At 65.0% G+C, this 25991-nt stretch carries 19 protein-coding genes and 2 pseudogenes; 15 read left to right on the top strand and 6 right to left on the bottom strand.

Annotated elements, in window-relative coordinates:
* Positions 1-17: 17 nt before the first annotated feature.
* Together RSPPHO_RS02210 and RSPPHO_RS02205 are read right to left on the bottom strand one after the other, a co-directional pair.
* The gene (locus RSPPHO_RS02210) at positions 18-794 is read right to left on the bottom strand and encodes an ABC transporter permease (protein ID WP_014413660.1); all 777 of its coding nucleotides are present in this window, start codon (positions 792-794) and stop codon (positions 18-20) included.
* Entirely contained in the window at positions 767-1612 is an 846-nt protein-coding gene (locus tag RSPPHO_RS02205; protein ID WP_051013574.1) for an ABC transporter ATP-binding protein, read from the bottom strand. Before RSPPHO_RS02205 ends, RSPPHO_RS02210 begins: the two co-directional genes overlap by 28 nt.
* Before the next feature lie 414 nt (positions 1613-2026).
* On the opposite strand from RSPPHO_RS02205, the gene RSPPHO_RS20775 reads away from it, so the two are divergent.
* Positions 2027-2557, top strand: a complete 531-nt coding sequence (locus RSPPHO_RS20775; RefSeq protein WP_014413658.1) for a DUF192 domain-containing protein — start codon at positions 2027-2029, stop codon at positions 2555-2557.
* A gap of 17 nt (positions 2558-2574) precedes the next feature.
* The gene (locus RSPPHO_RS02190) at positions 2575-2856 is read left to right on the top strand and encodes a hypothetical protein (RefSeq protein ID WP_157879051.1); all 282 of its coding nucleotides are present in this window, start codon (positions 2575-2577) and stop codon (positions 2854-2856) included.
* Positions 2857-2985: 129 nt separating this feature from the next.
* On the opposite strand, the gene RSPPHO_RS02185 is transcribed toward RSPPHO_RS02190, so the two are convergent.
* The gene (locus tag RSPPHO_RS02185) at positions 2986-3612 is read right to left on the bottom strand and encodes an SIS domain-containing protein (RefSeq protein ID WP_051013573.1); all 627 of its coding nucleotides are present in this window, start codon (positions 3610-3612) and stop codon (positions 2986-2988) included.
* Between the two features lie 210 nt (positions 3613-3822).
* Between RSPPHO_RS02185 and RSPPHO_RS02180 the strand changes: the two genes are divergently transcribed.
* Together RSPPHO_RS02180 and RSPPHO_RS20770 are read left to right on the top strand one after the other, a co-directional pair.
* Positions 3823-4128, top strand: a complete 306-nt coding sequence (locus RSPPHO_RS02180; RefSeq protein WP_041793789.1) for a hypothetical protein — start codon at positions 3823-3825, stop codon at positions 4126-4128.
* 48 nt (positions 4129-4176) lie between these two features.
* Positions 4177-5331 carry a divergent polysaccharide deacetylase family protein gene (locus RSPPHO_RS20770; protein ID WP_041793786.1) on the top strand — a complete coding sequence of 385 codons (1155 nt, stop codon included), beginning with the start codon at positions 4177-4179 and terminating at the stop codon, positions 5329-5331.
* A gap of 947 nt (positions 5332-6278) precedes the next feature.
* Here the strand turns inward: RSPPHO_RS20770 and RSPPHO_RS20765 are convergent.
* Positions 6279-7040 (bottom strand): annotated as a pseudogene (locus RSPPHO_RS20765) (glycosyltransferase family 39 protein); the annotation flags it as partial.
* On the bottom strand, positions 7006-8307 hold the full coding sequence (locus RSPPHO_RS02170; protein WP_041793785.1) for an RsmB/NOP family class I SAM-dependent RNA methyltransferase: 1302 nt from the start codon (positions 8305-8307) through the stop codon (positions 7006-7008). The gene RSPPHO_RS02170 and the pseudogene RSPPHO_RS20765, both read right to left, overlap by 35 nt.
* Before the next feature lie 662 nt (positions 8308-8969).
* Between RSPPHO_RS02170 and RSPPHO_RS02165 the strand changes: the two are divergent.
* Positions 8970-10587: pseudogene (locus tag RSPPHO_RS02165) on the top strand (lysine--tRNA ligase).
* A 52-nt stretch (positions 10588-10639) separates the two neighbouring features.
* Here the strand turns inward: RSPPHO_RS02165 and RSPPHO_RS02160 are convergent.
* Positions 10640-12091: a glycosyltransferase gene (locus RSPPHO_RS02160; protein WP_157879050.1), complete on the bottom strand. Its 1452-nt coding sequence runs from the start codon at positions 12089-12091 to the stop codon at positions 10640-10642.
* Between the two features lie 350 nt (positions 12092-12441).
* Between RSPPHO_RS02160 and RSPPHO_RS02155 the strand changes: the two genes are divergently transcribed.
* The 10 genes from RSPPHO_RS02155 (at position 12442) to RSPPHO_RS02110 (ending at position 25933) form a co-directional block, all read left to right on the top strand.
* Complete coding sequence (locus tag RSPPHO_RS02155) at positions 12442-13797, top strand: NAD(P)/FAD-dependent oxidoreductase (protein WP_041793778.1); 1356 nt, start codon at positions 12442-12444, stop codon at positions 13795-13797.
* A gap of 12 nt (positions 13798-13809) precedes the next feature.
* Positions 13810-14184: a DUF5368 domain-containing protein gene (locus tag RSPPHO_RS02150; protein ID WP_014413647.1), complete on the top strand. Its 375-nt coding sequence runs from the start codon at positions 13810-13812 to the stop codon at positions 14182-14184.
* Between the two features lie 97 nt (positions 14185-14281).
* Positions 14282-16417 (top strand): excinuclease ABC subunit UvrB, encoded by a 2136-nt coding sequence (gene uvrB, locus RSPPHO_RS02145; RefSeq protein ID WP_014413646.1) that lies wholly within the window; start codon positions 14282-14284, stop codon positions 16415-16417.
* A 202-nt stretch (positions 16418-16619) separates the two neighbouring features.
* Positions 16620-17420, top strand: a complete 801-nt coding sequence (locus tag RSPPHO_RS02140) for an ABC transporter ATP-binding protein (RefSeq protein WP_014413645.1) — start codon at positions 16620-16622, stop codon at positions 17418-17420.
* Positions 17417-19330, top strand: a complete 1914-nt coding sequence (locus RSPPHO_RS02135) for a long-chain fatty acid--CoA ligase (RefSeq protein ID WP_014413644.1) — start codon at positions 17417-17419, stop codon at positions 19328-19330. Before RSPPHO_RS02140 ends, RSPPHO_RS02135 begins: the two co-directional genes overlap by 4 nt.
* A 79-nt stretch (positions 19331-19409) precedes the next feature.
* Positions 19410-20303, top strand: coding sequence for a branched-chain amino acid ABC transporter permease (locus tag RSPPHO_RS02130; RefSeq protein ID WP_041793776.1), 894 nt, complete (start codon positions 19410-19412; stop codon positions 20301-20303).
* Positions 20304-20312: 9 nt separating this feature from the next.
* The gene (locus tag RSPPHO_RS02125; RefSeq protein WP_014413642.1) at positions 20313-21434 is read left to right on the top strand and encodes a branched-chain amino acid ABC transporter permease; all 1122 of its coding nucleotides are present in this window, start codon (positions 20313-20315) and stop codon (positions 21432-21434) included.
* 107 nt (positions 21435-21541) lie between these two features.
* Positions 21542-22777, top strand: a complete 1236-nt coding sequence (locus RSPPHO_RS02120; protein WP_014413641.1) for an ABC transporter substrate-binding protein — start codon at positions 21542-21544, stop codon at positions 22775-22777.
* Between the two features lie 77 nt (positions 22778-22854).
* Positions 22855-23700, top strand: a complete 846-nt coding sequence (locus RSPPHO_RS02115; protein WP_051013569.1) for an ABC transporter ATP-binding protein — start codon at positions 22855-22857, stop codon at positions 23698-23700.
* A gap of 397 nt (positions 23701-24097) precedes the next feature.
* A complete protein-coding gene (locus tag RSPPHO_RS02110; RefSeq protein ID WP_197535625.1) occupies positions 24098-25933 on the top strand; it encodes an AGE family epimerase/isomerase in 1836 nt (611 codons plus the stop codon).
* The last annotated feature ends 58 nt before the right edge of the window (positions 25934-25991 follow it).

Below are 25991 nucleotides of genomic sequence, written 5' to 3'. Positions count from 1 at the left end.
TCCAGCCAGAAACACTCTCAGGGCAAGGTTTCGTGCTGCCACGGCACCAGGGCGCGCAACAGGCGATCCATGAGAGCGTACAGGCTTACGGCGAAGAGGGCGAGAATGAGAAGGGCAGCAAACATCACCGGGACCTGCATGCGCGCATTGGCCTGGAGCATCAGGTAGCCCAACCCGGCGCTGGAGCCGACCCACTCGCCGATCACCGCCCCGATGGGGGCCAGCGCCGTGGCGACCCGCAAGCCCGAGGCCAGAGCCGGCAAGGCGGCGGGCAGGCGCACCCGCAAAAGGGTGACAAGGCGCGAGGCCCCCATGACCTGGGCCTGATCGAGCCACGCGCTCTCGGTGCGGCGCAGGCCATCGAGAAAGGCGGCGGCCACAGGAAAAAAGATAACGAGAACCGCCATGGCAATCTTGCTGGCCAAGCCATAGCCCAGCCACAACACCAGTAAGGGCGCCAGCGCGAACACCGGGATCGCCTGGCTGATGACCAGCAAGGGCAGAAGCACCCGGCGGGCCCCGGGGAACAAGGCAATGCCGAGTGCGGCGCTGACTCCGGCCGTGGTGCCCAGGCCCAGGCCCAGGACAATCTCCAAGGCGGTGATCCCGGCGTGGCGGACCAGCACATCAAAGCGGCCAATCAGGGCATCAAGGGTGGCCAGCGGGCCGGGCAGCAAATAGGCCCGGTCCCCGGCCAGCACGGCCGCGCCCTGCCACAGAGCCAGCAAGACCGCGACACTGGCCAGCGGTGGGAGAAGGCGTTGGATCAAACGCAAGGGGAGGGAGAGGCGCATGGGGCGGTGGGGAACTCTTCCAGGGCTTGGGACAAACGCAGCAGCAAATCGGCGTGGCGGGTGGCGAGGCCGGGGGCATCGGGCGGACGGGGTGGCGTGCCCTCGGGGATCAGGGGCTCCCCGGGGCTGGCCGGGCGGCCGCCCAGCACCAGCACTTGGTGGCCCAGGCGCAGGGCCTCCAACGGGTCGTGGGTGACATGGATCACCGTGCGGCCGCGCAAAAGCTCCGCCGCCAGATCGCCCAGGCGTAAGCGGGTGGGGGGGTCCAGGGCACTGAACGGCTCGTCCATCAGCACCACGGGGCGGTTTTCCATTAAGGTTCGGGCCAGGGCGACCCGCTGGCGCATGCCGCCCGACAGGGCAGCCGGGCGGGCGGCGGCCCGCTCCCCCAACCCCACAGCGGCCAACAACGCCTGGGCCCGATCGCGGTCGGCCCGAGTCGCACCGCCGCGCAGACGCGGCCCCAAGGCCACGTTGTCGCGGGCCGAGAGCCACGGCAGCAGGCCGTCTTGCTGGCCCATGTAGGCGCACAGACCGGGGAGCGCGAGGCCATCGGGTCCTTCGACCCGGGTGTGGGGGCCTTGGGTGCTCTGGGTATCCAGGCCGGCGATCAGGCGCAACAAGGTGCTTTTGCCCACGCCGCTGGGGCCCAAAACGCAGGTCCATCCCCCCGCCGCAAAGGTGAGGTCGAGGTCCTGGAACAGCACGTGGTCGCCATGTCCCAGGGTATCAATGCGCACCCGAACCGGCACGCCGGGGCAAGACCGGAGCGCAAGCCGGGAAGCGGTGGGCCAAGACGCAGGGGGAGAAGCAGCCATGGGGCCCTGGATCACGAGAGAGGGGAGCCTTCTTCCCTACGCGTCCGCGTCCCCCAAGACCAGCAAAATTCCCTACGCCCAGGGCTTGGCAGACCCGCCCGKGGGCGTCAGACTCAAGAAACGAAAGAACGCCGCGTGGGCGATGCCACGCGGCGTTCACTCGGCCGGGAAACAGGGGCAGTCGGGGGCGTTTCCCGGCTGAACCGATCTCCGCCCCCTGAAAGAACAGCCCCCGTTTTTCCGTCGGTTCCGGGGGTGTCCGTTCTGGTCTGGCGGAACACCTGAACAGTATCGTTTGGTTTTGTTGGAATCAAGGATAAAAACAGGTGGCGATGGATGAAAGTGCTCCGAGAAATACTTGTCGTTTTTTGAGTTCTTTTATCAGTAATTTTTCGGAAAAATGAGGAGGCAGCCGTGGACCGCTTTTGGAAAAACCGGATCCGATCCCTGGGGGGCTCCCTGACCCTGGCGCTGGCCTTGGCCCTGGTGCCGGGGACGCCGGCGGCCCTGGCCCAATCCGATCCGGTGGCAGCCCGCGCGGCCCTGACGGTCAAGTTTCCCCGGTCCCATCTGACGATCGAAACCCGCGACGGCCGCCGTCTGCCTTTCGAGATCGAGGAAGCCAATACGCCCCAGCGGCGCATGGTGGGCCTCATGTTCCGCAAAACGCTGGCCGCCGATGCCGGCATGCTCTTTTTGTGGGGGGAGCCGGGGGAGCGGACCATGTGGATGAAAAACACTTTCATCCCCCTCGACATGCTTTTTCTCGACGATCGCGGCTGGATCGTGCATGTGGCGCACAATGCCGAACCGAAGAGCGAAGCCATCATCGCCTCGCCGGTGCCGGCCTCGGCGGTTCTCGAGATTGCCGGCGGCACGTCCCAGCTCTTTTCCATCGAAGAGGGCGACCGTGTTTTGCATCCCCTTTTGAGTGATCAGCGTTGACCCTGGGAGACAGCAACGTGAGTTTGACGGACGACGAGCGCCGCATTTTGGAGGGCGCGCCTTTCCCCGGCCTGCGCCCCGGCGACAACCTTTGGCCCGAGATCGAGATCGTGGACGCGCGCACCGGCGCCTATGTCGGTGACGGCGCGGTGGTCGATCTGTTGATTCGCCGCCAGCTTCTTGTGGGGAAAAAAATGTGGGCGCCGAAGGTGGATCGGCATCCTGAGGGGTTTCGTATTGATTTTTCTTACCTTTATGATGTGACAGACGCGGGGCGGGCGGCTCTCGGTAAGGCGTAAGAAGGGGAAGGCTGGGGAGGCTCGCCTCCCCAGACCCTCAAAGGGGAGGTCTGGAGGCGTCAGCCTCCAGGCGGGGCGCGGGGCGGCAGCCCCGCATTCCCCGACGGCGCAGCACCCCGCCCCCGCCCCTCACAGGCGCGTGATATGGCGTCGGGCGAGGAGGGCGTCTTCGACGAGTTCGACGAGGGCGTGGCCGGCGGTGATGTGGACTTCTTGGACGCGTCCGGTTTCGCTGGAGGGGACGACGAGGGCTTCGTCGCACAGGGCGAGGGCGGGTTGGCCGGTGCCGCCTAGGAGGCCCAAGGGGTGGAGGCCGCGGCGGCGGGCGATTTCCAGGGCCCGCACCACGTTAGGGGAGCGGCCCGAGGTGGTGATGCCGATCAGGACGTCGCCGGGCTGGCCCAGGGTTTCGACCATGCGGGCGAAGTAGCCCTCGAAGCCATAATCGTTGCCGCAGGCGGTCAGCGAGGAGGGATCGAGGGCGAGGGCCAGGGCGGCGAGGCCCGGTCGGTTGACCTCGGAGCGCAGGCGCACGAGGAACTCGGCGGCGAGATGCTGGGCGTCGGCGGCCGATCCGCCGTTGCCGCACAGCAGGATTTTTCCTCCCATGGCCAGGGCTTCCTCGCACACCCCGGCCATGCGCACGATGACCGGGGCATGGTCGTGCAGGACCTCGGTCTTGAGGGCGATGGAGCGCTGGAACAGGGCCCGGACGTGATCCAGGGAGGCTTCAAAGGACCGGGGAGAGGAGGTCATGGCAAGGCATCTCATTGTCGGGGAACCAGAGGAGCACGATACACCGCGCCCACCGCTCGGACCAAAGATGTCGCAAGACCTGGGCAAAAACCGCGGCCGGGCGCCCCCCAAACGGGTTATTGTTTCGTGACATCCCGGTATAGGCGTTGCGCGCGACCACGAGGAATGGAACCAAGGGAGCCCTGTCCCTCCCTTTTGAGACGGCTTCCCATGACCACGACCTACACCGCCGTAATGTTTGATGCCGCCACCGGCGCCCAGAACACCTATACCTTCAGCACCGAGACCGACCTGATGGAAGCGTCACGGATCCGTCTGGTCGAGGCCTTCATGGACTATGTGGACCACGTGCAACTCCCCAAGGAGGGAATCCGCTACGATGTCCAGACGGCGCTTAAAAACCACGCTCTGGGCGTTGTGACCGCCACCGGGGTTCTCAAGGTGCAGCGCGGCGACATTCCGTTCATGGTGATGATCAGCCGCGCCGATCCCTCGGAGCAAGTAACCGGGTCTTAAGCGAAGACGTGGCAGGCTAGGGTTCCTCCTTTGGCTGGATCCGTGTCGATGCCCGCAAAAAAGCGCAAAAAGCCCGCCCCTCCCCGCGACCCCTTCGGACGCCGCGCCTTCTTGGCGGCGGCGGGAACCTTGCTGGTTGGCGTGGTCGGCGGGGCCAGCGCCGGCCGCTTGCTGGGGGGGGCAGGCTTGGCGCCCACGGCGGCCCCCTCTCCAGCCCCGCCCGTGCCGGCCGAGCGCTTGACGGTGGTCACCCCCGAGGAACTGGCCCGCGCGCAGGCCCAGTCCCAGCGCTTGGCGCGCGGCCTTGTGCCCGGACCCGAGGCCGAAGGGGCCCTGCCCTCGGTGATGGCGCCGCCCCCCCAGGCCCCGCGCGTCATTGCGCCGCCGCCCGAGTCGGCCGAACTCGCTGAACTCCCCGCCGAACCGCCCAGCGTGCCGCCAGCGGCTGCCGTCGCGCCCCAGCTGCCGGCCCAGCCCCGGCGCTCGGGCACGCCGTGGCGCGACAATGCCCTGGCGATCAGCGATCCCGGCGCCCGCCCCAAAATCGCGGTGGTGATCGACGACGTGGGGGTCGATCGCTCCTGGAGCCAGGCCATGATCGCCCTGCCCGGCCCTCTTACCATTTCGTGTATGGCCTATGCCGGCGACCCCCGGGGTTTGGCCAACGCGGTTCGCGCCTTTGGCCACGAAACCATGCTCCATCTGCCCATGGAGCCGCGCGACGCCGGGGTTGATCCCGGGCCGGGGGCCCTCAAGGTCAGCCAGCCGCCAGACACCCAGCGCCGCTTGCTGGCCGAGGCGCTGGAGCGCTTCCCCGGCGTGGTCGGTCTCAACAATCACATGGGCAGCCGCTTTACCGCCGATGCCGCCGGCATGCGGGTGGTGCTGGAGGACATGGGCCGGCGCGGCCTGATGTTCCTGGACAGCCGCACCACCGACCGCTCGGTGGCCGCCGATCTGGCCCGGACCTACCGCGTGCCCTTTGCCGAGCGGGCGGTGTTTATTGATCACGTCAACGACCCAGCCGTGATCGCCCGGCAGTTGGCCCAGGCCGAGCAGATTGCCCAGCGCCACGGCCACGCGGTGGCCATCGGCCATCCCCGGCCGGCGACCCATGCCGCCTTGGCCCAATGGCTGCCGACGCTGGCCGGTCGCGGGATTGCGTTGATTCCCTCCAGCGCCGTCATTCGCTGGCGGGCCTGAGGCGGAAGGCGCCCCTTCAGGACCGGAGGGGGCCCCGGCCTTCTAACGCGATGCGGCCAGCGCCCCGCAGCTCTCCAGAACCTTGAACGCCAAGGTCGGCCCCGGACGGCCGGACAGAGCGAGCGGGACCGGAAACCTCGTCGCCCCGGGGCTTGGCTCGAGGGGCACCCAGGGGGAGGGCGTCCCACACCGGGGGGGAGTCCGGCTTCCCAAACCACAAGACAGGCCGGCCCCGCTGTCCCCACTGGCGGCACCACCTCGCGGGCCTGGGGATCCAGGGGACGCACGAAGCGGCTGTTGGGAAACCATGGCCGCAGGGCGGTCAAGGGGACTGCGTGCACCGAGGTCAACTGAACCACCGTGCCTCCCTCGAAGCCCGCCGCGCGGAAGCCCTCGGCATACCGCTCATAAGGCAAGACGATGCCGCACTTTCGCGTACAGGTGGCGGCGGTCTTCCAGGTGAAATGCCCCAGGGCCACCACCCCCGCCACGCCCAGCGCGATGGCCAGCCCGCCAAACAGCCGCCGCTCGGGGGCCGTCTCGGGCACCCCCTCGGTCAACCACACCAGCAAGGGCACCATGCCCAGGCCCAGCGGCAGCAGATGGTGCGGGCTGAAGCCACGGGACAGCCCCGTCATGATCAACCCGGCCATCAGCGCCAGGGTAAGCCCGGGGACCAGGGCGGCCACCCGCCACGCCGGCCGGGCGACCACCGTCTCCTGGCGCCATTGGCGGGGCCAGCGCCGGGCAAACACCACCAAGGCCAGGGCGGCGCCGGGCATGAGGATCGCAAGGCCTTGCCCGCCCAGGGAGAGCAGCGCGGCCCCGATCCCGGCGGGCCAGGGCGGCCGGGCCGGGGCGAGGCCCATCTTGCCCTGATACAAGGCCACAAAGGCCGGCCAGTGGGCCAGCAGGTCGGCATACACCGGACCAGCGACCAGCACGGCCGCACCGAGGCTCCACCCGAGGCGAGGCCGCACCACGGCACGGCGCGCGGGAGCCACCAGCATGACCGCGCCGGCCATCGCCGCCAAGATCAGCACCGCGTTGAACTTGGTCAGCAGCAGGAGTCCGGCGCTCAGGCCAAGCAGCCCAAAGTGCCGGCGGCGGCCCTCGGCCATCACGTCGAGCAGCGCGCACAAGGTGAGGACACTGAACAGGGTCAGGAACACGCTGTGCGACAGGTTGATGTAGGGGTAAAAGCCCTGATGCAGCAGGGTCAGGGGGGCCAGAGTCGCGAGAGTGCGGGTCGAGGCTCCGGCGCCCAGACGCTGGGCCAGCGCGCCAAACGCCCCGGCGCAGCCCAGCAGCCCCAAGGTAACGAGCAGCCGCACGGCGAGCAGCGTGGGTCCGAAAGCCTGCTGGACCAGCCAGCCCGCCCAGGCCACCAGGGGCGGGTTGAGGGCATCGTAGCGCGTGGCCAGAAACTGCCCGTGCAGCAGCAGCTCGGCATCGTCGTTGCGCCCGCCGGTCCACAGCCCCGCTTGCAGGGCCAGCGCGGCGGCCAGCAGCCCGGCCACCACGAGCAGGGCGCCTTGCGGGCCAGGGCGGGGGGGAGAGGAGGGGGGAGAGGGAGATTCAGCCGTCCTGTTTTTGTTCCTTTCTCCGGCTGTCACACCGTCGTCCTCCCGATTGCCCGAGGTGCCCCCGACACCGCCTCCCCGGGGGCAGGGGTCATGTTTTGACCAGCCGGGCCACGAAAAACCCATCCATGCCGCCCAGGTCCTCAAGATGGCAGGGCAGTAGGCGGGCGTCGCCCTCGGGGGTGATCATGTCGGGGCGCAGGCCGGTCTCGCCGGGGGTCAGGGGGCGGCGGGCGAGGTCGGCATGGCGGGCCAGCGCGGCGGCCACGCGCGGGGCGCCTTCCTCGGGTTGCAGCGAGCACACGCCATAAATGAGGACGCCGCCCGGAGCCAGCAGACGATGGGCGGCATCAAGCAGGCCGTCTTGGGTCTGGGTCAGCCCGGCGGCATCGGTGGGGCGCTTGATCCAGGGCGCATCGGGGTGACGGCGCACCGTGCCGGTGGCGCTGCACGGCGCATCAACCAAAACGACATCGAACAGGGCGCCGTCGGTGGGGGCCCAGGTTGTGGCATCGGCGGCGATCAGGGTGACCGCCTCGCCCAGCTTGGTGCGGGTCAGGTTTTCGCGCACCCGGGCCAGCCGGGCCTCGGCGCGATCCAGGGCGACCACATGGGCGCCGGCGGCGGCCAGTTGCAAGGTCTTGCCCCCGGGAGCGGCGCACAGGTCAGCGGCACGCTTGCCGGCCAGGGGCCCGGCCAGACGCACGGGCAGAGCGGCGGCGGCATCTTGGACCCACCAGGTGCCGTCGCGATAGCCGGGCAGCTCGGGCACGGCGGTGCCGACGGGCAGTCGAACCGAGCCGGTGGGCAAGACGGTGCCGCCAACGAGTTGGGCCAGAGCCTCGGCGTTGCCGTCGCGCGCTGTCAAGTCGAGGGGGGCCTCGCAGCCGCTGGCCCGGGCGATGGCGGCGGCTTGGTCGGGGCCATAGGCTTGGCTCCAGCTTTCGGTCAACCAAGCCGGCAGGTCGGCGAAGGGATCGTCGAGGGCGGCGAGGCGGGCCGGGCCTTCCTTGGCCACCTTGCGCAAGACGGCGTTGATGAGGCCGGCATAGGGGTGGAGCTGGCGGCGCCGGGCCGCTTCCACGGCGGTGGCGACGGCGGCGTGGGCGGGGGTTCCCAAAAAGAGCATCTGGGCGGCGCCAAGGCGCAGCAGGTGGCGGGCGCCGGAGGCTCGTTTGGGCAGGGGCTTGTCGAGAAAGCCCTTCAAGATCCGGTCAAGCCGTCCCAGCCGGCGCAAGGTGGTGGCCACCAGCAGGCGCGTAAACGCCCGATCGCGCGGCCCCAAGGCCCGCACGGCGGCATCAAAGGCTTCCTCCAGCGGCCGGCCCTGATCAAGGACGGCCGCCATCACGTCGAGGGCGGCGGCCCTCGTGGCGGTGGCGGTTTCTGTCATGGTACCGGTTTTTACGCCTCCCGCGCGGGCGGAGCAATGGTTGCTTGGGGAAAAGAGAAGGCTGGGGAGGCTTGCCTCCCCAGACCCCTCGTTCCCGCTGGCCCTTCGCATCAAGGGAAGTCCCAGGATCGGAGGGGTCTGGGGAGGCGAGCCTCCCCAGCCTTCTCTCAGTCTCAACACCGCCCCGGAAGGGAAAGACCCCTCCATGACGATACGGTGAATTTTGGGGTAACTCCAAATGCGGCGTGCCGAGTCCCGAGGCAAAAGGGGCTGTTTCACAGAAGTTTTGGGAAAGAAGGATGGGTTTTTCTTAAACAAATCTTGACCCTTTTGGGGGACCATGAGAGCGTGTCGTCGAGCTTTACGTGTTTGCCGACCCTCTGTCAGACCCGGGCTGAGAGGTCTCGCTCCTTGAGGGTCGATGGTGCCGAGGCATGCCGCGTCTTGGTGTGGGCCTGGGGAGAACTCCGGCTTTCCAGGTCCCCGGGCCGGCGTGTGCCCCTCGTCCTGGCTCCCCACTTGAACAGGACGACGGGGGACGGGACGGAGGCGGGGCTCCCGCTTCCGTCCCCTACCTTTTCCTCCGCTTGCCTTTCCTTGACGGACGCCAGGGATCGTCCTAGCGTCGACGTCTTTTCTTCCACCCCTTGAGAGACCGTTCCATGCCCATGATGAGCCCCGTTCTTCCGCCCGTGGATCGCGAGACCGCGCTGTCGTCCAGCGCTTGGCCGTTCCAGGAAGCCCGGGCGCTGTTGGAGAAACGGTTGCAGGGCAAAGTGCCCGACAAGGGGTATGTTCTGTTTGAAACGGGCTATGGCCCGTCGGGCCTGCCCCACATCGGCACCTTCGGCGAGGTGGTGCGGACCACCATGGTGCGCAACGCCTTTCGCGTGCTGGCCCCCGACATGCCGACCCGGTTGTTTTGCTTTTCCGACGACATGGACGGCCTGCGCAAGGTGCCCGACAACATCCCCAACAAGGCGATGGTCGCGCAGCACCTGGGCAAGCCGCTCACCCGGATCCCCGATCCGTTTGGGCAGTATGAAAGCTTCGGCCACCACAACAATGCCCGGCTGCGGGCGTTTCTGGATGGCTTTGGCTTTGAATACGAGTTCCAGTCGGCCAGCGACTGGTACACCTCGGGGCGCTTCGACGCGGCCTTGCTGCGGGTGTTGAGCCAGTTCGAGGCGGTGCGCGATGTCGTGCTGCCGACTCTGGGCGAGGAGCGCCGCGCCACCTATGCGCCGTTCTTGCCGGTGTGTCCCGAGACCGGCGTGGTGTTGCAAGTTCCCGTGGTCGAGACCAACGCCGCCGCCGGGACCTTGGTGTATCGCCGCGACGACGGCACGCTGGTGGAAACCTCTGTTACCGGCGGGGCGTGCAAGCTGCAATGGAAGGCCGATTGGGGCATGCGCTGGTTTGCGCTCGGCGTGGACTACGAAATGTCGGGCAAGGACCTGATCCCCTCGGTGGTCCTGTCCAGCCGGATTTGCCGCCTGCTCGGGGCCGAGCCGCCGCAAACCCTCAGCTACGAGCTGTTCTTGGATGGCGAGGGCCAGAAAATTTCCAAGTCCAAGGGCAATGGCCTCGCGGTCGAGGAGTGGCTGCGCTACGCCAATCCCGAAAGCCTCGCTCTGTTCATGTTCCAAAAGCCCAAGACGGCCAAGCGCCTCCACTTTGATGTGATTCCGCGCGCCGTCGATGAATACACCGCCTTTGTCGAGGCCTTCCCCGGGCAGGACGACAAGGCGCGCCTGACCAATCCGGCTTGGCACATTCATGCCGGTGTGCCGCCCGAGGAAAAGGCGCACCTGTCGTTCTCGAWTTTTGCTCAACCTCGTGAGTGTCTGCCACTCCGACGATCCGGCGGTGATTTGGCACTACATCGGGCGCTATGCCCCCGGCGCCACCCCGCAAAACGCCCCCACCCTGGGGGTGCTGGTCGCACGGGCCATTGCCTATTACCGGGATTTCGTGCTGCCAACCAAGCGCTACCGCAAGGCCACCGTCGAGGAAACGGCGGCGCTGGCCGACCTGCGCGCCACCCTGGCCGGCCTCGCCCAGCCGGCCGACGCCTCGGCCCTGCAAGACGCGGTCTACGAAACCGGCAAGCGTCACGAGGGGCTGGGCGACCTCAAGGCGTGGTTCCAGGTGCTCTACCAAGTGCTGCTGGGCCAGGACCAGGGGCCGCGCATGGGGACCTTTATCGCCCTCTATGGTCTCGACGAGACCCTGGCCCTGCTTGATCGCGCCATCGCCGGCGAGGATTTGGCGGGCTGACGGCAAAAGAAGGAAGGCTGGGGAGGCAGGCCTCCCCAGACCCCTCGGCGCCTCAAGAGGAGCGGGGGCGGCTGAGGCCAAGGTCGGGGAGTCCCAAGAGCAGGAGGCCGACGCCGCCCAGCGCGACAAAGGGGGCGTTCCAGGCCTGCTCCACGAAAAACAAGGTGATGAGGGCCAAGCCGCTCAGAAGCTCAGGCAGCTTGGGCGGGTTGAAGGGGCGGTCCGCCGCCTTGGGCGTGCGGATGAACGGGCTGCGCCGGCGTAGTGCCGCCTCAAGGACCGCCCGCGAGTTGGACAGCATCAAGCCACTGGTGAAGACCATGGCCAAGACCACGTCTCGCGGGGTCTGCCAGGGATGCAGGCGTCCGGCCAGCGCCTGGGCCCGACCCAGGAAGGCCAGCACCCCGACCACTCCCAGGGCGCCGCCCGCCCCCACGATTTCGCCCAGCGGCGAAGACAGCGGCCGGTCGAGAACCAGGGCCGGCAGAGCCAGCAGCAGGCTCAACAAGGCCAGGGGAAAAAAGCACGCCTGAACCAACTGGACCGTCACCGCCAGCCGCCACGTCAGCGGCCAGGGGCTGCGCCAGACCCGAGCGCCCAGCTTGACCAACACCTCGGCAAAGCCCTTGGTCCAGCGGTATTGCTGGGTTTGCCACGCCCGCACCGAGGCCGGCAGTTCGCCCGGCACCACCACGTCGGGCAGGTAGGCCCCCCGATAGCCGGCGAGCGCGGCGCGCAAGGAAAGGTCCAGGTCTTCCGTCAAGGTGTCGCCTTGCCAGCCTCCGGCCTCCTCCAACGCCGCGCGGCGCCACACGCCGCAGGTGCCGTTAAAGGCCAACGGCAGACCGGCGCGGGCCCGCGCCGTTTGCTCCACCAAAAAGTGAGCATCCAAGATCGCCGCCTGGGCGCGGGTCAGCAGGCTCTCGTCGCGGTTGGCATGGCCCCAGCGGGTTTGGACAAACCCCACCGAAGAATCGGTGAACAACGGCATCGTCCGCTTGAGGAAGTCGGGCGGAGGCACGAAGTCGGCATCGAAAACCGCCACAAACGGACTGTCGAGGCCAGCTAGGCCCTGGGCCAGCGATCCCGCCTTGTAGCCATGCCGCTCGACCCGATGACGCAGCAGGAGGGCCGTGTGGGTTTCGGTCGCGATCCGCCGGGCCAGGGCGGCGTTGGCCGGGGGCGAGCCGTCGTCGCTGTCGTCAAGAAACTGCACGGTGAGCCGGTCGCGCGGGTAATCGAGCGCACAGGCCGCCCTGAGCGCCCGCTCCACCAACGGCCCTTCGTTCATCGCCGGAATCTGCACCAAGACCGGGGGCAGGGCCGTCTCGTCGGTCGCCCGCGGCGGGACCGGGCGCGGCGCACGAAACGTGAGGGCCGTAAGCCACAGGTAATGGAGGCCAAGCATGGCAAAAACCAAAACCGGGAGAAGTGTGGCCCCTTGCAGCATTCCGGGAAGCCCCGAGGAGACCGACAGGGAAACGGGATCAAGACTCTGGATCATGGACGGCACCGGTGTTGATCAGCCCGCGCGAAAAGAGGGGGACGGCGGGAACTCCCCAACGCAGGGTAAGCGGGTGAGCCGGGCATCGGTCGGAGAAGACGAGAAAGGAAAGGTGGGGAGGCGCGGGCCTCCCCCGTCATCTCCTTTTCTTTCGCCGGCCGTCACGTCCTCGGTCCCCCGATTGCCCTGCGCCCCAACGTCGCCGCTGTTGCGGCCAACGAACGACCCGAGGTATTATACCTTATAAAACAGGAGTATTCCGTGTGACAGATTTACGTATTAGCCTTTTCTAATTCAATGAGTTGCGGTACCCTAGTCTCGGGAGACAAAAACTAGGGAGGGTACCGGGAATGACCGACAACAGCAGTCATCCGCCAGGGCTGAAGCGGCGCGAGGTGCTGGCGCTGGGCGCGGCCGGCGTGAGCATGGCCGGGCTGGGGGGCTTGGGCAGCTTGGGCCTGAGCGCGCCGGCCTACGCTGCCGATGCGCCGGTGCCAAGCAAGGCGCGCATCGTGATCGCAGGCGCCGGCGCGGCCGGTTTGGCCTTTGCCGCCCAACTGGCGCAGCGGGTGACAGGGGCCAGCATTACCCTCGTGGATGCGCGCAAGGCGCACTTTTACCAACCGGGGTATACCCTGGTGGCGGCGGGCCTCAAGCCCGGCTCTTATACGGTGTCGGAAACCGCTTCCTACGTACCGTCGGGCGTGAGCTGGATCGAGGAGGGGGTGGCCGAGTTTGATCCCGAGGGCAACAGCCTCACCACCGAAAAGGGGCGCAAGATCCCTTACGATTTCCTGGTGGTGGCATCGGGCCTCAAGCTGGATTACGCCGCCATTGACGGCATGGACGTGACCCGCATTGGTCAAGACGGGCTGGGCAGTCATTATCATAGCGCCGAGGGAGCCGAGGCAACGTGGCAGGCGATGTCCAACTTCGCCGACAAGGGCGGGGTCGGCGTGTTCTTGCGGCCGGCCACCGAAATGAAGTGCGCCGGGGCTCCCCTGAAATACACCTTCATCACCGACGACGTGCTGCGCAAGCGCGGCACCCGGGGCAAGGCCGACTTGGTGTACGCGGCGCAGAACAAGGCCTTGTTCAGCGTGCCCATCGTTAGTGAAAAGGTCCGCATGCTGTTTCGGGATCGGGGCATTGCCACACGCTACGATCATGTGATGACCGGCATCGATCTAGGGAAACGCGAGGCGGTGTTCCAGACCCCCGATGGCCCCTCGCGTATTTCCTACGACTTCATCAATGTCATTCCACCGATGCGGGCCGTGGACGCGGTGCGCAACAGTCCCTTGCGCTGGCAAGAGGGGCCGTTTGCCGCCGATGGCTGGGTCGAGGTGGACAAGGCCTCGCTGCGGCACAAGCGCTTTGCCAATGTGTGGGCGGTGGGTGATGCCGCCGGGGTGCCCAAGGGTAAGACGGCGGCCAGCGTGAAATGGCAGGTGCCGGTGGCCGTCGATCATCTGGTGGCGACCCTCGCCGGCGGCAGTTCCAAGGCGGCATACAACGGCTACACCTCCTGCCCCCTGATCACCCGCCTGGGCCGGGCCATGCTGGTGGAGTTCGATTACGACAACAATCTGGTGCCCTCCTTCCCCGGGGTGATCGCGCCGCTCGAAGAGCTGTGGATCACCTGGGTGATGAAGACCATCGCCTTGAAGCCGACCTACCTTGCCATGCTGCACGGCAACGCCTGACGGAGAGGCCCCATGCAAAACTTTAATCTGTTCATGCTGTTCGTCGTCTTGCAGGAGATGATGGGGCCGCTGCTTTGGATCTTGCTCCTGATCTCGCTGGCCGGGACTGGTGCAACGGCCTACGTGATTTGGCGCGAGGGACGGGTGTGCAGCACGCGTCTGTTGCGCTGCGAAGCCATGGGGGTGGTGGGCGGCTTTGCGGCCTTGGCTTTGATGGCCTGGGTCACGCATTCGGGCTTTACCGATGCCGGCGGGCCGGTGGACTGGCTCTTGATTGGCATCATCTGGGGGGCGGGATTGGTGGGGACCACCATTTTGGCCTACGCCGGCTTTGGCTTGCGGGCCTTGCTGGGGCGGCCGGATCCGGCGCCGCGGTTGATTACGTAAGAGATAAGGAAAGGCTGGGGAGGCGGGGCCTCCCCAGACCCCTGCGTTCCTTCAATTCCCTGGCGGCCGGGCTTGTTTTGTTCTATCATGGGCCCCTATGAGCACTCCCGTGATGATGCCGCTGTATCAGCGTCCGGCGTCGGGTCCGCGCGTTGAGTTCCGTCTGGTGAGCGACTACCAGCCGGCCGGCGACCAACCCCAGGCGATCCAGGCCCTCGTCCAGAGCGCCACCGCCCAGGTCCGCGATCAGGTTTTGCTGGGCGTGACCGGCTCGGGCAAAACCTTCACCATGGCCCAGGTCATCCAGGCCCTGGGACGGCCCACCTTGATTCTGGCCCCCAACAAGACCCTGGCCGCCCAGCTTTATGGCGAGTTCAAGAGTTTTTTCCCAGATAATTCGGTCGAGTATTTTGTCAGCTATTACGATTACTATCAGCCGGAAGCGTATGTGCCGCGCACCGACACCTTCATTGAAAAAGACTCCAGCATCAACGAGCAGATCGACCGCATGCGCCACGCCGCGACCCGTGCATTGCTGGAGCGGCGCGACGTGATCTTGGTGGCGTCGGTCTCGTGCATTTACGGTATCGGTGCCGTTGAATCCTACGCCCACATGATCCTGACCGTGACCAAGGGGGCGACACTGGATCGCAACGCCTTCCTGCGCGGGCTGATCGAGCTGCAATACAGCCGCAACGACATCGCATTTACCCGCGGGACGTTTCGGGTGCGCGGTGATTCCATCGAGATCTTTCCCGCCCACTACGAGGATCGGGCGTGGCGGGTTAGCCTGTGGGACGACACGGTGGAGAGCATCCGCGAGTTCGATCCCCTGACCGGCGAGATCGTCCTGGCCTTGGAAGAGGTGGTGGTCTACCCCGCCAGCCACTACGTGACCCCCCGCCCTGCCCTGTCCCAGGCCATTCGCACCATCAAGGAAGAACTGAAGGAGCGGCTCGACGATCTGAATGCCCGGGGCAAACTGCTGGAGGCCCAGCGCCTAGAACAACGCACCCGCTTTGACCTGGAAATGATGGAAGCGACCGGCCACTGCAAATCCATTGAAAACTACTCGCGCCATCTGACCGGCCGCGCCCCCGGCGAGCCTCCGCCAACGCTGTTTGAATACCTGCCCGAGGATGCCTTGCTGTTTGTCGATGAAAGCCATGTGGCCGTGCCGCAGATTGGCGGCATGTACCGGGGCGACTTTAACCGCAAGAGCGTGCTGGCCGAGTTTGGCTTCCGCCTGCCGTCGTGCGTGGACAACCGGCCCTTGACGTTCGAGGAATGGGACGCGATGCGGCCCCAGTCCATTTTCGTCTCGGCGACCCCGGGCCCCTGGGAACTGGCACGCACCCAGGGCGAGGTGGTGGAGCAACTCATCCGCCCCACCGGCCTTGTCGATCCGGTGTGCGAGGTCCGGCCGGTGGAAACCCAGGTGGACGACCTGCTGGCCGAGATCCAGACCTGCGCGCAAAAAGGCCAGCGCGTTTTGGTCACCACCTTGACCAAACGCATGGCCGAGGACCTCACCGAGTACCTGACCGAAAACCGGGTGCGGGTGCGCTACATGCACTCGGACGTGGACACCTTGGAGCGCATCGAGATCATTCGCGACCTGCGCTTGGGCGCGTTCGACGTGTTGGTGGGCATCAACCTGTTGCGCGAGGGCCTCGACATCCCCGAGTGYGCCTTGGTGGCCATTCTCGATGCTGACAAGGAAGGCTTCCTGCGCTCCAAGACCTCGCTGATCCAGACCATCGGCCGCGCGGCGCGCAACGTCGAGGGTCGGGTGCTGCTCTACGCCGACAAGATCACCGAGTCGCTGCGCTATGCCATGGACGAAACCAAGCGGCGCCGGGAAAAACAGACCGCCTTCAACGAAGCCCACGGCATCACCCCGGCCTCGGTGCGCTCACGCATCACCGACGTGCTGGCCCACGTGGCCGAGCGCGATTACGTGACCATCGACCCCAGCGCCTCCGGCGCGGCGGCTCCCTTGGCCGGCAAAGCGCTCAAGGCGCATCTGGCCGACCTGGAGGCCCGGATGCGCGCGGCGGCCGCCGATCTTGAATTCGAGGAAGCGGCCCGCCTGCGCGACGAAATCCGCCGCCTGGAAACCCAGGACCTGGGCCTCACCCCCGACGCCCCCCCAACAGCACCGACTCCCCGCTCGTCCGGCGGCCGCCCGGGCAAGGACGGCACCGGTCGCGGCCGCTCGCGCCGTAAATAGATCGAGGGGCCTGGGGAGGCAAGCCTCCCCCAGCCTTCCTTTTTTCCTTGCGTCGGCTCTCCCCTCCCCCTTCCCGACGTCACCCCTGCGCTTGACCCAGGTTTACGCATGCGTTAAGTAGGAGGACATGTTGTTTCCTGGCGCATCCCTATAACGGATCAAAAGAATCCGGGGCGCCGGGAGCCTGGGGAGGTTTCATCCGATGTCCGAGCACGAGTCCATTTTGGACGTGCGCGACGTGTCTCTCCAATTTGGAGGGGTGCGAGCCTTGTCCAAGGTTACCTTTACGGTAAAGCGCGGCGAGCTTTTTGCCGTGATCGGTCCCAATGGGGCCGGCAAGACCTCGATGATGAACTGCATCTCGGGGCGCTATACACCGACACAGGGGCGGATTTTCTTTAAGGGTCAGGATGTCACGGCGCTGCCGGCCAATCGGCGCACCGAGGTGGGCATTGGCCGAACCTTTCAGAATCTTGCCTTGTTTGGTCACATGAGTGTGCTCGACAACATCATGGTCGGGCGCCACCACCTTCTTAAGAACAACTTCCTGACCGGGGCGCTGTACTGGCTGGGCGGAGCCCAGACCGAGGAGTTGCGCCATCGCCGCGATGTCGAGGAGATCATTGATTTCCTCGAGATCGGAGCGATCCGCAAGGCGACGGCCGGGACCTTGTCCTATGGCTTACGCAAGCGCGTTGAACTAGCGCGCGCCATTGCGCTCAAGCCCGACCTGATCTTGCTCGACGAACCCATGGCGGGCATGAACCAGGAAGAAAAAGAGGACATGGCCCGCTTCATTGTCGATCTCAATGAGGAGTGGGGGATGACGGTGATCATGATCGAACACGACATGGGCGTGGTCATGGATATCAGCGAGCGGGTGATGGTGCTGGACTTTGGCCAAAAGATCGCCGAGGGCCTGCCCGACGAGATCATGAGCAATCCTTATGTCCGCAAGGCCTATCTGGGTGAGGATGACGACGGCGAACGGGAGGTCGCATGATGAGCCGTCGCCGTCCTTTGCCGCCCGATTACTGTGATGTCGGTCGGTTCGACACCTTTCCCAAGATTCTGGCCGAGAACGCCCGGCGCTGGCCCGATGAGGTGGCGCTGCGCGAAAAGGAGTTTGGGCTGTGGACGCCTTTTACCTGGGCCCAGTACGACGAGACCGTGCGCTTGTATGCCCTGGGCCTGCGCCGCTTGGGGGTGCGCCGGGGACAGGCGGTGGCCCTGCTTGGCGCCAACCGGCCCGAGTGGGTGTGGGGCGAAATCGCCGCCCATGCCCTGGGCTGCCTGTCCTTGGGGATTTACAAGGACGTTCTGGAGGAAGAGGCCGAGTATCTTCTGACCTACGCCGAGGCGACGGTGGTGTTCGCCGAGGACGAGGAGCAGGTCGATAAACTCCTAGGCCTGGAAGATCGCCTGCCCACGGTGCGTCATATCGTGTACTGCGATCCACGCGGCATGCGCAAATACAACGACCCCCGCCTTATTTCCCAGGAAGACTTGATGGCCCTGGGGCGGGATCTGGACCGGGCCGAGCCGGGCTTGTATGCCCGCGAAGTGGCGGCCGGGTCGGGAGACGAGGTGGCCATGCTGTGCACCACCTCGGGCACCACCAGCCGGCCCAAGATGGCGATGATCCAGGCCGGGCCGTTCTTGCGCCACTGCTTGGACTATCTGGAGTCCGATCCCAAGGGGCCCGGCGACAACTATGTGTCGGTGCTGCCCCTGCCGTGGATCATGGAGCAAGTCTATGCCGTGGGGCAGGCCCTGATCGCGCGCACGGTGGTGAACTTTGTCGAGGAAGAAGCCACCACCATGGCCGACCTGCGCGAGATTGGCCCCTCGTTCGTGCTGCTGGCACCGCGGGTGTGGGAATCCTTGGCCGCCGATGTGCGGGCGCGCATGATGGAGTCCTCGCCCTTCAAGCAACGCATGTTTGCGCTGGGCATGAAGCTGGGGACCCAGGCCTTGGCTGAAAACCGCCGGTCCTGGCTGGCTGAGTTCATCTTGTTTCGGGCGCTGCGCGATCGCTTGGGCTTCACCTTCCTGACCAGCGCCGCCACTGGGGGCGCCGCCATGGGGCCCGACACCTTCCGGTTTTTTCATGCGATGGGGGTGCCGCTGAAGCAGCTCTACGGTCAGACCGAGCTGTCGGGCGCCTACACCATCCACCGGGGCGACGACATTGATCCCGAGACCGTGGGCGTGGCCTTTGCCGGCAGCGCGGTGCGGATTGCCAATCCCGACAGCGAGGGGGTTGGTGAGATCGTCGGCCGGAGCCAGGGCCTGTTTGCCGGCTATTACAAGATGGCCGAAGCCGAGGACGTTGAGGACGGCTGGCTGCACACCGGCGATGCCGGCTACCTCAAGCCCGAAAACGGCCATTTGGTCGTGATCGACCGTGTGAAGGATCTGGCGACGACCTCGGCCGGGGTGCGGTTCTCGCCGCAGTTTATCGAGAACAAGCTGAAGTTCTCGCCCTTTATCGCCGAGGCGGTGATCTTGGGGCGTGACAAGCCCTATCTGTCGGCCATCTTGTGCTTCCGCTGGTCGATTGTGTCCAAGTGGGCCGAGCAGCGCGCCATTGCCTTTACCAGTTACACCAATCTCGCGGCCCATCCCGAGGTCTATGCGCTGTTGCGCGCCGAGGTGGAGCAGGTCAATAAAACGCTGCCGCCGGCACAACAAGTGCGCAAGTTCCTGCTGCTCTACAAGGAACTTGACCCGGATGATGGCGAGCTGACCCGCACCCGCAAGGTGCGCCGGGGTGTTATTGCCGAAAAATACGCTAAAGAGATCGATGCGTTGTATTCCGGCGCCCCCGAGGTGGACGTGGATACGGTCATCACCTTCCAAGATGGCACGCGCTCGCGGATTCAAACACGTCTGAAGGTGGAAACCCTGTAACGGCGGGGTCCGCCGGGGGAAGGTGAGGGAGCCGAGCTCCCGCACCTCAATCATAACCGGATGCCAGGGAGAAACGCCGTTGAACTGGGAACTTCTGTTTCAGCTCTTATTAAACGGCCTGATTGTCGGCACCTTGTATGGTGTCGTCGCGATGTGCTTCGTCTTGATTTACAAATCCACGCAGGTGGTCAATTTCGCTCAGGGTGAGTTTTTGCTGATTGGGGCCTGGGTGTGTTGGTCCTTGCTCATCCACCTTCAGCTTCCGTTCATCCTGGGCTTCTTGTTCACCTTGGTGTTCATGATGGCGTTTGGCATCCTCCTTCAGGTGGTTGTCTTGCGCCCCATGATTGGCGAGCCGATCATCTCGGTGATCATGGTGACCATCGGGCTGTCGATCTTCATGCGCGCCCTGGTCAACTGGGTGTTTGGCCAGAGCGCCGAGGCTTTTCCGCCGATTTTCGAGACCAACGTGGTGTCGATCCTGGGCCTTAATGTCCAAACCGCTTACCTGATGAGCTTTGGGGTCTCGATCCTCATCATGGTGGGCTTCTATTACTTCTTCCGCTTCTCGCGCTATGGCTTGGCCATGCGGGCCACGGCTTTCAACCAGCAGGTGGCGCAGTCGCTGGGCATTTCGGTCAAAAGGGTGTTTGCCCTGGCCTGGGCCATCTCGGCCATGGTCAGTGCCTTGGCCGGCGTGGTCATGGGCATGGTCAACGGTGTGTCCTCGGCCTTGTCCTTCATTGGCATCAAGGTGTTCCCGGCGGTGATCCTGGGCGGTCTCGATTCCATTGTGGGGGCGGTGGCCGGCGGCCTGATCATCGGGTTGCTGGAAAATGGCGCCGAGTTTGTCGATGGCCAGTTCCTGCACTGGGGGAACATGCTGACCGTGGTGCCCTTCTGGGTGCTGATCCTCATCTTGGTGATCAAGCCCTACGGCTTGTTTGGCACCAAGACGATCGAGCGGGTGTGAGAACGCAACATGGCGAGCTTTTCCTATCGTCCCTGCGGAGACTTCCGCACCACCTACCGCGACGACAGCCCGCTGTTCGATACACGGGCCACCCGCTGGGCCATGGTGCTCTTTCTTGGGGCCTTGTACCTGCTGGTCGGGCTGCCCTTGATGCTGCCCGCCCTTGCCGACGCCCCGGTGCTGGGCTGGTTCGCCGACAGCTACAATCTCTCGCTGGGCATCCAGTTCTGTTACTATGGCATCGCCGCGCTCGGCCTTAACATTTTGGTGGGCTACACTGGCCAGATCTCGCTGGGCCATGCCGCCTTTTTTGGTGTGGGAGCGTTCTCCTCGGCGTGGCTCAACAACACCGTGGGCCTGCCGGTGATCTTGGCCATTCCGATGGCCGGGGTGATGACGGCAGGGGTGGGCTTGCTGTTTGGCGCCCCGGCGGCGCGCATCAAGGGCTTGTACCTGGCCATTGCCACCTTGGCAGCCCAGTTCATCATCGAGGACCTGTTCGTTCGCCTCGACTGGTTCACCGGGGGCTCGGCCGGCTCGACCGCGAACGCCGTCGAGCTGTTCGGCATCGCCTTTGATAACGACCAAAAGTACTTCCTGTTCGCGCTCAGTGTGGCCATCGTGCTGTTTGTGCTGGCTTCCAACCTGATGCGCACCCGCGACGGCCGGGCCTTCATTGCCGTGCGCGACCATTATCTCTCGGCTGAGGTAATGGGCATCAACCTGACCAAGTACCGGGTGATGTCGTTTGGTATCGCGGCCTTCTACGCGGGTATTGGCGGCGCCTTGTATGCCCACTACCTGATGTATGTGTCGGCCGAAGCCTTCACGATCTTGCTGTCCATCCAGTTTCTGGGCATGATCATCATTGGCGGCCTGGGCAGCGTGAAAGGCGCCATGCTGGGCACCATCTTCATGGTGCTGCTGCCCGAAGTGATGGCCGGCGGCGTGAGTCTCGTTACCACCACGTCGTGGGGCAACCAAGCCTTTCTGGTCAATGGCCTCGCCTTCTTGCGCGAAATGGCCATCGGCGCGGCGATCATCTTGTTCTTGATCTTCGAGCCCGATGGTCTGGCGCACCGCTGGCGGCTCATCCGGGCCTATTGGTCGCTGTATCCGTTCTCGCATTAAGTCTTTGGGGATCCGGGCCGATCCCGGGTCCCCGCACCGCGCCCCTTTCCGGGGCGGCATAAAAACGCCAGGGGGGAAAATCCCCGGCATAGTGGGAGGACTTCCGTATGAAGACGATGTTGACGTCTTTGGGGTTGGCGGCGGGCATGGCGCTCGCGCTGGGCAGCACCTCGGCGCGGGCCGAGAACCCGGTGTTTGTCGGCCACCTGATGGACATTACCGGGGCCACCGGCTTTGTCGGCAAGCTCTACGGCGCCGGCGTGGCCGACACGCTCAAGTATTTCAACACCCACGGCGGCATCAACGGCACGCCGCTCGATGTCGAAAGCGTGGACTATGCCTACGAGGTGCCGCGCGCCATTAGCCAGTACAAGCAGTGGGTCAGCCGCAACCACATGGTGGCTATGCAGGGCTGGGGCACCGGCGACACCGAGGCCCTGATCGGCTTTGTGGCCAAGGACAAGATCCCGGTGTGGTCGGCCTCCTACTCGGGGCACCTGACCGATCCGACCGGCAAGAGCCCGCGCACCCAGAAGTCGGCGCCCTACAACTTTTTTTATGGCCCCAGCTACTCGGATGGCTGCCGGGCCCTGGCTCAGTGGGCCGCCGAAGACTGGAAGGCGAGCGGCGGGCAGGGGCGGCCGAAGTTCATTCACGCCGGGGATAACCATCCCTACCCCAACGCGCCCCGCGAGGCCTGCGCCGAGTACGCCACCGAACTCGGCTTCGACGTGATCCCGCCCGTGGTGGTCTCGCTCAAGCCCGGTGACTTCAAGGCCCAGTGCCTGACCATCAAGGAAAGCGGCGCCAACTACGTGTATGTCGCCAACCTCGGCCCCTCCACCGTGTCGCTGGTCAAGTCGTGCAAGACGGTCGGCACCAACGTCAAGTTCGTGGCCAACATTTGGGGCGGTGACGAAGCCACCTTGGAGGCCATGGGCGCCGATGGCGACGGCTATGTCTTCGTCGCCGCCAATGCCTTCTGGAACGACGACGTGCCGGGCATGGCGTTGGTCAAGGAAATCGCCGCCGGGCGCGGTCCCCAGACTCACCACTACATCCGGGGCGTCTGCTCGGCCTTCTACATGAAGGAGGCCATGGAGTGGGCCAAGGCCAACGGCGGTATCACCGGCGAGAACATCAAGAAGGGCATGTATGCCCAGGCCAACTGGGTGCCCAAGGGCCTGGAAGGCGTGTGCATCCCCTCGACCTGGACGGCCGAAGATCATCGCGGCACCATGACCGCCTTCATCTATCAAGGCATGTTTAGCGACGGCAAGGTCTCGGTCAAAAAGATCGGCGAGACCACCTTGCCGCGTCGCGCGGAGTGGCTGGGCTACTAAGCCTCTTCCTCAGCGTGGGGAGAAGGGCGCCCCCCTTCTCCTCCCCTCGTATCCCGTGGTTCGTTGTGGGAGCCGCCATGCTTGAGTCCGCCGCCGCCCTTTCCGTCCCCCCGCCGGCGTCGTCCGCCGAGCCGATTTTGACCGTCAACAACATCGAAGTGATCTACGACGATGTGATCTTGGTGCTACGCGGCGTCTCGCTCAGTGTGCCCCAAGGCGAGATCGTCACTTTGCTCGGCCCCAACGGCGCCGGCAAATCCACCACCTTAAAAGCCATCTCCGGCTTGCTGCGCACCGAAAACGGCCGGGTGACCCGGGGCGAAATCACCTTCATGGGCGAGAGCATCGCCAACGCCGACCCCGAAACCATCGTGCGTAAGGGCATCTTCCAGGTCATGGAAGGTCGGCGCATCGTCGAGGACATGACCGTCATCGAGAACCTTCGCCTGGGCGCCTTCACTCGGCGCGACGGCGCCAAGGCGATCAAAAGCGACCTCGACATGGTGCTCGACTACTTCCCCCGCCTGCGCGAGCGCACCGGCTTGGCCGGCTACCTCTCGGGCGGCGAGCAGCAAATGCTGGCCATCGGCCGCGCCATGATGGCGCGGCCCAAGCTCATCTTGCTCGACGAGCCCTCGATGGGCCTGTCGCCGCTGCTGGTCAAAGAGGTGTTCTCCATCATCCGCACCCTCAATCGCGAGCTGGGCATCACTCTCTTGCTCGTCGAGCAAAACGCCAAAATGGCCCTGGGCGCCGCCTCGACCGGCTACATTATGGAATCCGGCAAGGTCGTCCTCGACGGACCGGCCGCCAGCCTGATGGACAACGAGGACGTCAAGGAATTCTACCTCGGCGGCGGCGGGGAACACCGCAAGTCGTTCAAAAACCTCAAGTCGTTTAAACGCCGCAAGCGCTGGCTTTGAGCGGGGGGCGGGACGGGGAACGCGGGGACTGTCGCCCCGGACCCCACCTGGAGGCTTTGTTTATGATCCATTCTCTCCTTCCCTTCTTTGAAAAGTGTGCTTTTCAAAGAAGGGGAGGAGAGAATGGATCAATTAATAAAAAAGAGAGGAGGTCTGGAGGCGCCAGCCTCCAGGCGGGGTCCGGGGCGGCAGCCCCGTGTTCCCGAATCAAAAGCCCCGCTCTTCGCTGGAACACGACGTGCTCCGGCACCAAATCTTTTGACTTTTATTATGATATAATTTCTCTGGCTTATTTTTTATTGCTTACAATTTCTTCTGTTGTTATCTTCTTTCAGAATTCAAGTACGGGTTGGACGCCAGCCCGACGTGTTGCCCTGTCGAGCGGAGAGTGATTGCCATGGGTGTGGACTTCACCTTTTCCGATACGATTGCCGGGTACGTCACCGACTACGACCGCGCGCAGCGTCGGTTTGGCCTGCGGACCTCGGACGGCCGGACCTTTTCGGTGCACCTGACGCCAACAACCTTTGCCCGCTTTACTTTTAATCTGGAGGAGGACTATCGGGACGCGACCGGGGCCTTGGACCGGCTACTCGCGCTGCACCGCCAGATGCTGTATGTTTATGGAACGTTCTATCCCGATCCGGCCGGCGTCTTGTTGTTCGAGGCGCAGTGGATCGTTTTTCCCGGAGACGGCCCGGGGCGCTTCCGCCACGAGGAACCGAACTGGTGGTTGCGCCAAATCGAGTCAATTGCCCATTCTTACCTGAAATGGCAGTTCGACTGGCCGCGCCAGCCCATCGACTACAAGAACTACCGCACCATCTTGCACCTCGCCGGGACCAAGAAAGGTGACTTTCTGCAAGAAACCGATACCATTTCGCGCTTGGTCTACGGCTTTGCCTCGGCCTATATGCTGACCGGCCGGGAAGAATTCCTGGAAGGCGCCGAAAAGGGAACCGAGTATCTGCGCGAACACATGCGCTTCTTCGATCAGGACGAAGACCTGATCTACTGGTACCACGGCATCAAGGTGGAGGGGGAACGCGAGACCAAGCTGCTGTCCTCGGAGTTTGGCGACGATTACGACGCCATCCCCATGTACGAGCAGATCTACGCCCTGGCCGGCCCGACCCAGACCTATCGCCTGACCGGGGATCCCCGGATCCGCTTCGACATCGACCATACGATGGAACTGTTCGAGAAATACTACAAGGATTCCTCGGAACGCGGCGGCTACTTCTCCCACATCGACCCGGTAACTCTGGATCCCCGGGCCCCGTCCTTACAGCATAACCAGGGGCGCAAGAACTGGAACTCGGTCGGTGACCATGCGCCGGCGTACCTGATCAACCTATGGCTGGCGACCGGTGAGAAAGCCCATGCCGATTTTCTTGAATACACCTTCGATACCATTACTCGTTATTTCCCAGATTACGATAACAGCCCCTTCGTCCAGGAGCGTTTCTTCGAGGACTGGAGCCATGACCAGGGCTGGGGCTGGCAGCAAAACCGCGCGGTGGTCGGGCATAACCTGAAGATCGCCTGGAACCTGATGCGCATGCACTCGCTCAAGCCCAAGCCGGAGTACGTCGAGTTCGCCCGCAAGATCGCCGAGGTGATGCCCAACGCCGGCTCGGACCAACAGCGTGGCGGTTGGTATGACGTGGTTGAACGGGTCGCCAAGCCCGCCGGTCGTCACCACCGCTTCGTCTGGCACGATCGCAAGGCGTGGTGGCAGCAAGAGCAGGCCATCTTGTGCTACCTCATCATGCACGGCGTGCTGCGCGACGACGAATATCTCCGTCACGCCCGCGAGGCCGCCGCCTATTACAATGCCTTCTTCCTCGATCACGACGACGGCGCCGTCTACTTCAATACGCTTGCGAACGGCCTGCCCTATCTGCTGGGCAACGAGCGCTTCAAGGGCAGTCACTCGATGAGCGGCTACCACTCGACCGAGCTGTGCTTGCTCTCGGCCACCTACATCAACCTCTTGATCGCTCGCGAACCGCTGTGGCTGCACTTCAAGCCCCAGCCCGGCGCCTTCGGGGGGGTCTTGCGGGTCGCCCCCGATATCCTGCCCCCGGGCTCCATCGTCATCAGCGCATGCTTGATCGACGATCAGCCCTACGACGCCTACGACGCCCAAGCCCTCACCGTCACCTTGCCCCAGACCGACCGGCCGGTGCGGGTCAAGGTCAAGGTCAGCCCGGTGAACTGGCTCGACTAACGGGCCACCAAGGAACGAGGGGTCTGGGGAGGTCGCACCTCCCCAGCCTTCTCTCCCC

It is taken from the genome of Pararhodospirillum photometricum DSM 122, from assembly GCF_000284415.1.
GTDB classification, from domain to species: domain Bacteria; phylum Pseudomonadota; class Alphaproteobacteria; order Rhodospirillales; family Rhodospirillaceae; genus Pararhodospirillum; species Pararhodospirillum photometricum.
Note: the sequence above shows the minus strand (reverse complement) of the source record. Positions and strands in the feature narration are given on the sequence as shown.

Coding starts and splice junctions, on each gene's coding strand:
- RSPPHO_RS02210 (WP_014413660.1), bottom strand. CDS start 794: ATGCGCCTCTCCCTCCCCTTGCGTTTGATCCAACGCCTTCTCCCACCG.
- RSPPHO_RS02205 (WP_051013574.1), bottom strand. CDS start 1,612: ATGGCTGCTTCTCCCCCTGCGTCTTGGCCCACCGCTTCCCGGCTTGCG.
- RSPPHO_RS02185 (WP_051013573.1), bottom strand. CDS start 3,612: ATGACCTCCTCTCCCCGGTCCTTTGAAGCCTCCCTGGATCACGTCCGG.
- RSPPHO_RS02180 (WP_041793789.1), top strand. CDS start 3,823: ATGACCACGACCTACACCGCCGTAATGTTTGATGCCGCCACCGGCGCC.
- RSPPHO_RS20770 (WP_041793786.1), top strand. CDS start 4,177: ATGCCCGCAAAAAAGCGCAAAAAGCCCGCCCCTCCCCGCGACCCCTTC.
- RSPPHO_RS02170 (WP_041793785.1), bottom strand. CDS start 8,307: ATGACAGAAACCGCCACCGCCACGAGGGCCGCCGCCCTCGACGTGATG.
- RSPPHO_RS02160 (WP_157879050.1), bottom strand. CDS start 12,091: ATGATCCAGAGTCTTGATCCCGTTTCCCTGTCGGTCTCCTCGGGGCTT.
- RSPPHO_RS02155 (WP_041793778.1), top strand. CDS start 12,442: ATGACCGACAACAGCAGTCATCCGCCAGGGCTGAAGCGGCGCGAGGTG.
- RSPPHO_RS02150 (WP_014413647.1), top strand. CDS start 13,810: ATGCAAAACTTTAATCTGTTCATGCTGTTCGTCGTCTTGCAGGAGATG.
- RSPPHO_RS02140 (WP_014413645.1), top strand. CDS start 16,620: ATGTCCGAGCACGAGTCCATTTTGGACGTGCGCGACGTGTCTCTCCAA.
- RSPPHO_RS02135 (WP_014413644.1), top strand. CDS start 17,417: ATGATGAGCCGTCGCCGTCCTTTGCCGCCCGATTACTGTGATGTCGGT.
- RSPPHO_RS02125 (WP_014413642.1), top strand. CDS start 20,313: ATGGCGAGCTTTTCCTATCGTCCCTGCGGAGACTTCCGCACCACCTAC.
- RSPPHO_RS02120 (WP_014413641.1), top strand. CDS start 21,542: ATGAAGACGATGTTGACGTCTTTGGGGTTGGCGGCGGGCATGGCGCTC.
- RSPPHO_RS02115 (WP_051013569.1), top strand. CDS start 22,855: ATGCTTGAGTCCGCCGCCGCCCTTTCCGTCCCCCCGCCGGCGTCGTCC.
- RSPPHO_RS02110 (WP_197535625.1), top strand. CDS start 24,098: ATGGGTGTGGACTTCACCTTTTCCGATACGATTGCCGGGTACGTCACC.